This window comes from Spirillospora sp. NPDC046719, assembly GCF_040645715.1.
In the GTDB taxonomy this organism is placed as follows: Bacteria; Actinomycetota; Actinomycetes; order Streptosporangiales; family Streptosporangiaceae; genus Spirillospora.
The window spans coordinates 1-7,897 of record NZ_JBEYYT010000309.1; the positions used below are offsets into that span (position 1 = coordinate 1).

The following is a 7,897-nucleotide window of genomic DNA, read 5'->3' on the forward strand; positions in this document are numbered from 1 at the left end:
GGCTTCCGCGGGGTCGTTACGCACGTACATTGAAGCCTGACCTGGCGCGTCGCACGCGTCCGAACGCGGCGTGCCGATCAGGTGCGCTCCCGTGCCGCCGCACGGGGGCCCGGGAACGAGGGAGACGACGGCGACCATGCCGAAGACCAAGACCCACAGCGGTGCCAAGAAGCGCTTCAAGCTGACCGGCTCCGGCAAGGTGATGCGCCGCCGCGCCAACAAGAACCACCTGCTCGAGCACAAGCCCACCAAGCGGACGCGCCGCCTGTCCGGCCCGGCCGTGGTGGCCGACGCCGACGCCAAGAACATCAAGAAGCTGCTGCGCAAGTAGCACCGACCGGCAACATCGACGACCGGCCGGCGCCAGGACGGCACCGGCCCCCACGAAGGAGTTCAGCACGTGGCACGCGTGAAGCGGGCGGTCAACGCCGCCAAGAAGCGTCGGGTCGTTCTGGAGCGGTCGAGCGGCTACCGCGGCCAGCGTTCGCGGCTGTACCGCAAGGCCAAGGAGCAGCAGCTCCACTCGATGACCTACGCCTTCCGGGACCGCAAGGACCGCAAGGGCCAGTTCCGCCGCCTGTGGATCCAGCGGATCAACGCCGCGGCCCGCGCCAACGGCATCACCTACAACCGGTTCATCCAGGGCCTGAAGGCCGCCGAGGTCGAGGTCGACCGGCGCATGCTGGCCGAGCTCGCCGTGAACGACGCCCCCGCGTTCGCCGCCCTGGTCAAGGTGGCCAAGGACGCGCTCCCGGCGGAGGCCGCCTGAGCCGGGCGACCTGGCGACGGGCGAGTACGGCGACATGGCGGGCCGCGAGCTGACCTCTATCCGATCACCACGGGTGAAGGCCGCTCGCCGGCTCGCCAAACGCGCCTTCCGGCGCCGTGAGGGGCGGTTCCTCGCCGAGGGGCCGCAGGCGGTGCGGGAGGCGCTGGAGATCCCCGGCGGGCTGGCCGAGCTGTTCACCACGGCCGAGGCCGAGACCCGCCATCCGGAGCTGGTCGGCGCCGCCGAGCGCGCCGGGGTCCCGGTGCTGCGGGTCAGCGGCGAGATCATGGCCGAGCTGGCGCAGACCGTCACCCCGCAGGGGCTGCTGGCGGTCTGCGAGTTCGTGGACGTCCCGCTGGCCGGCGCGCTGGAGGCCGGACCGCGGCTGGTGACCGTCCTCGCGCACGTCCGCGACCCCGGCAACGCCGGGACGGTGCTGCGCACCGCCGACGCGGCGGGGTCGGAGACGGTGGTGTTCACCGACGCGTCCGTCGACCCCTACAACGGCAAGTGCGTGCGCGCCTCGGCGGGCAGCCTGTTCCATCTGCCGGTCGTGGTCGGCCCGCGCTTCGACACCCTGATCCCCGAGCTCAAGCGGGCGGGGCTGACGGTGCTGGCCGCCGACGGCGCGGGCGACCGGACCCTGGACGACGCCATCGACCAGGGGCTGCTGGCACGGCCCACCGCCTGGGTGTTCGGCAACGAGGCGTGGGGCCTGCCCGAGGAGATCCTCCGGCACGTGGACGAGGTCGTCCGGGTGCCGATCTACGGCCGGGCCGAGAGCCTCAACCTGGCGACGGCCGCGGCCGTCTGCCTGTACGCCTCGGCGCGGGCGCAGCGCCGGGGCTGAGACGGCCGCGCGCCTGGAGCGGCGCGGCACCCGGCAGGCCCGTGGCGTTTCTCGGACACGGGCGAACGGGCGGTCACGTAGGAGCGGCCGCGAAGGTTCAATGCGTTCCGTGGCCGGTTGGCCGCAAGCGGTCGCATTCGAGGCCGTTTCGTGGCATGTGAGCTGCGAAGATGGTCTTCCCGCGGACGGAGGGGCAGGGGGCCCGCCGACGCGGGGAACTCATTCCCAGGTAGGAGCGGATACCGGTCCGGCGGTGGATTCCACCGCTCCGGCCCGCTGCCTACGGTGTTGACCAGGGGCGTTGACCAGGGCGGCAAGGGAGCCGCACGAAGTGGGGGCGAACGTGATGACCGAGGAGACCAGGCCGGCGAGACGGCCGGGCCGTCGCGCGCCGGAGATCCGGTGCCGGACGGGCGCCGGCCAGGCCGCGCCCCGCGCCTCCGCGGCGCCCGGCACGTTCTCGCCGGGGGCCGGGGCTCTCGGCGCGGCGGCGCCCGACGTGGCCGCCGCGTGGACGTCCGGCCCGGTGGCCGGCCTGGAGATCGAGGTGGCCGAGCGGCGGCCGGGGACCGCCGTCGTCACGGTGACCGGCGAGATCGACCTGCACACCGCGGACGGCCTGCGGGCCCGGCTGGTCAAGGCGCACGGCGCGGGGGCGCGCCGGCTGGTGCTGGACTTCGCCGCCGTCCCGTTCTGCGACGCCGCGGGCCTCGGCGCGCTGGTCGGCGCGCACAACGAGATCTCCGCCACCGGCGGCGAGATCGTGCTGGCCGGCGTCCGGCCCGCCCAGCTGCGGCTGCTGCGGATCACCGGCCTGCACCGGCTGTTCACGGTCCATGCGGACGTGGCGGCCGCGCTCGCGGGCCAGGGCTCGCCGACCGGCTCCCGCTGAGCACCGGCACGTACGACACCGTCGAAGCACGCCGAAGCCCGTCTAAGCACGCCCGAAGCAGGACCGAGCACGCCCGGGCCACGTCGAAGCAGGACCGGGCACGCCCGGACCACGTCGAAGCGGGGCCGGGCATGCCCGGCCGCGAGCATGATCGGGCGCGGCCGGGGACGGTCCCGCGGCCCCGGTCGCGCAGGTCAGGGTCGGGGCCGTGTCGATCATGCTCTCTGCGGCGCGCGCCGCACCGCCCGGAGCCGGTCCAGGGAGGCCCGCCCGGGACCTGCCCGGTGGCTACAAATGCCTTGCCGCTAGGCGTTCTCCGGGTCCCGCAAGGGGCCCGACTGCGGATAGAGTCTCTTCTCGACAGGCCGCGCTCTACCGGTGTTCTGGAGGCCGCTGTGGGCGGAGAGGAACCCCCCGGCGTGGCCGCGCGCGCTCTCTTCGAGCCCGGGCAGGTGGACGACCTGCCGGACGGGCTGCTGGTCGCCGACCGCGACGCCCGCGTCGTGGTGTTCAACGCCGCCGCCGAGCGGATGACCGGGATCGCCGCCGCGGCCGCGCTGGGCCGCGACTTCCGCGACGTCCTGCCGCTGCACGACGCCGAAGGCCGCGACTGGTGGAAGTGCCTGTCGCCCTACGACGGCCTCGCGACCCGCACCCGGCACCCCGAGCGGGCGCTGTTCCTGGTGGGCGGCACCGAGCTGCTGGTGACCGCCGGGTATCGGCGCGGCGAGGGCGGCCGCGTCGAGCGGTTCACCGTCTGCCTGCGCGACGCGCAGCACCGCGCCCGCCAGGAGCGCGACCGCGCCGACCTCGTGTCGACCGTCGCGCACGAGCTGCGCTCCCCGCTGACCAGCGTCAAGGGCTTCACCGCGACGCTGCTGGCCAAGTGGCACCGCTTCAACGACGACCAGAAGCGGGTCATGCTGGAGACCGTCAACGCCGACGCCGACCGCGTCACCCGGCTGATCACCGAGCTGCTGGACGTGTCCCGGATCGAGGCGGGCCGGCTGGAGATGCGCCGCCAGGTCGTCGACCTGCCCGAGGAGGTCCGCAAGGTCATCGCGGGCCGGGTCGCCGCCGGCGACGCCGAGGACCGGTTCCGGTTCGAGGTCCGCGGGGAACTGCCCGAGATGTGGCTCGATCCCGACAAGATGGACCAGATCCTGGGCAACCTGGTGGAAAACGCGGTGCGGCACGGCGCCGGGACCGTCACCATCGTGGTAGAGCCGGACGCGCATAAGGAGGGGGCCGCCGTGTCGGTGCGCGACGAGGGCGAGGGCATACCGCCCGAGGCCGTCCAGCGCGTCTTCCGGCAGTTCTGGCGCGGCCCGGGCGGCAACCGGCGCGGCGGCACCGGCCTCGGCCTGTACATCGTGAAGGGCCTGGTCGAGGCGCACGGCGGCGCGATCACCGTGCGGCGGGCGCCCGGCGGCGGCGCCGAGTTCCGATTTACCGTGCCCGCCGGGGCCCCCGACCACGCGAGCTGAGCCCGTCCCGGGCGCGGCCCGCGGCAGCGGAAGGGCTCCGGGCGGGCCGCGCGTCACGCGCACGCTTTCCGGATCCTCACCGCCCGCGCACTAGACTGCGGGCGTCCCACGCCGACCGGAGTCGATCACACCACCATGTCTGCACCCAACAAGTCCTATGACCCCGTCGAGGTCTCCGCGCTGCGGCCCGAGCAGCTGGACCGGGCCCGCGACGAGGCGCTCGCGGCGATCGCCGCGGCCGCCGACCTCGACGCACTCAAGCAGGTCCGCCTGGCGCACGCCGGCGACCGTTCCCCGCTGGCCCTCGCCAACCGCGAGATAGGCGCGCTGCCGCCGGCGGCGCGCGCCGACGCGGGCAAGCGCATCGGCGCCGCCCGCGGCGCGGTGTCCAAGGCGCTGAAGGAGCGCCAGGCCGTCCTGGAGGAGGAGCGGGACCAGCGGGTCCTCGTCGAGGAGACCGTCGACGTCACGCTGCCCTGGGACCGCGCGCCGCGCGGCGCCCGGCACCCGCTGACCACCATGCAGGAGCGGATGGCCGACGTCTTCGTCGCGATGGGCTTCGAGGTCTCCGAGGGCCCCGAGGTCGAGGCGGAGTGGTTCAACTTCGACGCCCTGAACTTCCTGCCCGACCACCCGGCCCGCACCATGCAGGACACCTTCTTCGTGGAGTCGGAGGAGTCCGGGCTGGTGATGCGTACGCACACCTCGCCGATGCAGATCAGGTCGCTGCTGTCGCGGCCGCTGCCGGTGTACGTGGTCGCGCCGGGCCGCACGTTCCGCACCGACGAGCTGGACGCCACGCACAGCCCGGTGTTCCACCAGCTGGAGGGCCTCGCCGTCGACGAGGGCCTGACGATGGCGGACCTGCGCGGCGGCATCGACGCGTTCGTCACCGGCATGTTCGGCGCGGGGCTGAAGACCCGGTTCCGGCCGTCGTACTTCCCGTTCACCGAGCCGTCGGCGGAGGTGGACATGCAGTGCTTCGTGTGCCGCGGCGCGTCCGCCGAGCCGGGCGGCGAACCGTGCCGCACCTGCGGCTCGGAGGGCTGGATCGAGCTGGGCGGCTGCGGCATGGTCAACCCGCGGGTGCTGGTGGCCTGCGGCGTCGACCCGGACCGCTACAGCGGCTGGGCGTTCGGGCTGGGCGTCGAGCGGACGCTGATGTTCCGGCACGGCGTGGAGGACATGTACGACATGGTGGAGGGCGACGTCCGGTTCACCCTCCCGTTCGGGATGGAGATCTGATGCGGGCCCCGCTTTCCTGGGTGCGCGAGCACGTCGAGCTGCCGGCCGGCGTGACCGGCCGGGACCTGGCCGCCCGGCTGATCGCGGCGGGCCTGGAGGTCGAGACGGTCGAGCAGGCCGGCGCCGACATCTCCGGCACGCTCGTGGTCGGCGAGGTCCTCGAGTTCGAGGAGCTGACCGGCTTCAAGAAGCCGATCCGCTACTGCCGGGTCGACGTCGGCGACGCCAACGGCACCGGCGAGCCGCAGAACATCATCTGCGGCGCGACGAACTTCGAGGCCGGCGACCGGGTCGTGGTGATCCTGCCCGGCGGCGTGCTGCCCGGCGGCTTCGAGATCGGCGCCCGCAAGACCTACGGCAAGATGTCCGAGGGCATGATCTGCTCGGTCACCGAGCTCGGCATCGGCGACGACCACAGCGGCATCCTCGTGCTGCCGCCGGACGCGCCGGTCGGCGCCGACGCCGTCGAGCTGCTCGGCATCCGCGACGAGGTCCTCGACATCGCCGTCACCCCGGACCGCAGCTACGCGCTGTCCATCCGCGGCATCGCGCGGGAGGCCGCGATCGCCTACGACGTCCCGTTCAAGGACCCGGCGGACGTGGAGCTGCCCGCCAAGAACGGCGAGGCGTACCCGGCGACGATCGGCGACCCGACCGCGTGCGACCGGATCGTCCTGCGGGAGGTGCGCGGCTTCGACCCAGACGCGCGGACCCCGATGTGGATGCAGGTCCGCCTGCACCGCGCGGGGATGCGGCCGGTGTCGCTGGCGGTCGACATCGTGAACTACCTGATGCTGGAGCTCGGGCAGCCGCTGCACACGTTCGACCGCGTGAAGCTCACCGGCCCGATCGTGGTGCGGCGCGCCGAGAAGGGCGAGAGCCTGGAGACCCTCGACCACGTCAAGCGCAAGCTGGACCCCGAGGACATCCTCATCACCGACGAGTCGGGCCCGATCTCGATGGCCGGGACGATGGGCGGTCTCGCGACGGAGATCGACGACCGGTCGACCGACATCGTCATCGAGGCCGCGCACTTCGACCCGATCGGCACCGCCCGGATGAGCCGCCGCCACAAGCTGCACAGCGAGGCGTCGTACCGGTTCGAGCGCGGCGTCGACCGCGAGCTGCCGCTGTACGCCTCGTACCGCGCGGCGCGGATGCTGGCGGAGCTGGGCGGCGCGGAGATCGCGCCGGGCGTCACGCACGCCGAAGCCCCGGTCGAGCGGGTCACGATCACGATGCCGGTGGGGCACCCCGACCGGGTGGCGGGCGTGACCTACGGGCGGGACGCGGTCGTGCGGCGGCTGGAGCAGGTCGGCTGCGCCGTCGAGGGCTCCGGTCCCGGCGAGGGCCACGTCCTCATGGTGACGCCGCCGTCGTGGCGGCCGGACCTGACCGACCCGAACGACCTCGCCGAGGAGGTCATCCGCCTCGAAGGCTACGAGGACATCCCGGCGCGCGCGCCGCGCCCGTCGGCCGGGCGCGGCCTGACGATCCAGCAGCGGCTGCGCCGCAGGGTCGGCCGCGTGCTCGCCGGCGCGGGTTACGTCGAGGTGCTGGCGTTCCCGTTCGTCTCCGCGAAGGACTGGGACGACCTGCAGCTGCCCGCCGACGACGCGCGCCGGCGCGCGCTGCGGCTGGCGAACCCGCTGTCGGAGCAGGAGCCGCTGCTGCGCACCACGCTGCTGCCGGGCCTGCTGCGGACGCTGGCGCACAACGTGGGACGCGGATTCCCCGACACGGCGCTGTTCGAGCTGGGCGTGGTGTTCCGGCCGCGTCCGGACGCGCCGGAGCGGTCGCCGCGCCTCGCGGTGGACCGCGGCCCGACGGCCGAGGAGGTCGCGTCCGTCGAGGCGGCGCTGCCCGACCAGCCGCACCGGGTGGCGGTCGTGCTGTCCGGCGACCGCGAGCCCTCGGGCTGGTGGGGCGGCGGGCGCCCGGCGATCTGGGCGGACGCGGTGCAGGCCGCGCGGCTGGTGGCGGCCGAAGTCGGCGTGGAGCTGACGGTGAAGGCCGACCGGCACGCGCCCTGGCACCCGGGCCGCTGCGCCGCGCTGTACGCGGGGGACGCGCTCGTCGGGCACGCCGGTGAGCTGCACCCGCGCGTCACCAAGGCGTACGGCCTGCCGGCGCGGTCCTGCGCGATGGAGCTGGAGCTGCGCCGCCTCGGCGAGCCGGTGGAGGTGCGCGCGCCGCACGTGTCGACCTACCCGGTCGCCACGCAGGACGTCGCGCTCGTGGTCGACTCCGGCGTGCCCGCCGCGGAGGTGGAGGCGGCGCTGCGCGACGGCGCGGGCGAGCTGCTGGAGGCGATCCGGCTGTTCGACGTCTACACCGGTGAGCAGGTGGGGGAGGGCCGCAAGTCCCTGGCCTACTCGCTGCGGTTCCGCGCGCCGGACCGCACCCTCACCGCCGAGGAGGCGTCGCAGGCCCGGGACGCCGCGGTCGCCGTCGCGGCCGACCGCACCGGCGCCGTGCTGCGAGGCGCCTGATCCGCGGCGCCTGATCCGAGGCGCCTGATCCGCTGGGACGTGCCCCCGGCCTGCCGCCGGCCCCGGGCACCCCTGTGTTCAGCCCGCGGGGGCCAGGCTTCCGTCCCGGGGGGCCGCGGAGACTACCCGCTCCCTAGACAGCTAGGGAGAGCGGCGTGGAGG

The 7,897-nt window shown here is 74.4% G+C and carries 7 protein-coding genes; all 7 read left to right on the plus strand.

The window, feature by feature from the left end; genetic code table 11:
- Positions 1 to 136: 136 nt before the first annotated feature.
- Positions 137 to 331, plus strand: coding sequence for a 50S ribosomal protein L35 (gene rpmI, locus ABZ914_RS36185; RefSeq protein WP_067468638.1), 195 nt, complete (start codon positions 137 to 139; stop codon positions 329 to 331).
- Between the two features lie 69 nt (positions 332 to 400).
- A complete protein-coding gene (gene rplT / locus ABZ914_RS36190) occupies positions 401 to 769 on the plus strand; it encodes a 50S ribosomal protein L20 (RefSeq protein WP_151544049.1) in 369 nt (122 codons plus the stop codon).
- A gap of 34 nt (positions 770 to 803) precedes the next feature.
- Positions 804 to 1,619 carry a TrmH family RNA methyltransferase gene (locus ABZ914_RS36195; protein ID WP_190856577.1) on the plus strand — a complete coding sequence of 272 codons (816 nt, stop codon included), beginning with the start codon at positions 804 to 806 and terminating at the stop codon, positions 1,617 to 1,619.
- Between the two features lie 331 nt (positions 1,620 to 1,950).
- Positions 1,951 to 2,511, plus strand: coding sequence for an STAS domain-containing protein (locus ABZ914_RS36200; RefSeq protein ID WP_500198812.1), 561 nt, complete (start codon positions 1,951 to 1,953; stop codon positions 2,509 to 2,511).
- A 395-nt stretch (positions 2,512 to 2,906) separates the two neighbouring features.
- Positions 2,907 to 3,998, plus strand: a complete 1,092-nt coding sequence (locus ABZ914_RS36205; protein ID WP_500198814.1) for a sensor histidine kinase — start codon at positions 2,907 to 2,909, stop codon at positions 3,996 to 3,998.
- Between the two features lie 135 nt (positions 3,999 to 4,133).
- Positions 4,134 to 5,243 carry a phenylalanine--tRNA ligase subunit alpha gene (gene pheS / locus ABZ914_RS36210; protein ID WP_387030486.1) on the plus strand — a complete coding sequence of 370 codons (1,110 nt, stop codon included), beginning with the start codon at positions 4,134 to 4,136 and terminating at the stop codon, positions 5,241 to 5,243.
- Positions 5,243 to 7,735 carry a phenylalanine--tRNA ligase subunit beta gene (gene pheT / locus ABZ914_RS36215; protein ID WP_500198816.1) on the plus strand — a complete coding sequence of 831 codons (2,493 nt, stop codon included), beginning with the start codon at positions 5,243 to 5,245 and terminating at the stop codon, positions 7,733 to 7,735. The genes pheS and pheT overlap by 1 nt, the downstream gene beginning before the upstream one ends.
- The last annotated feature ends 162 nt before the right edge of the window (positions 7,736 to 7,897 follow it).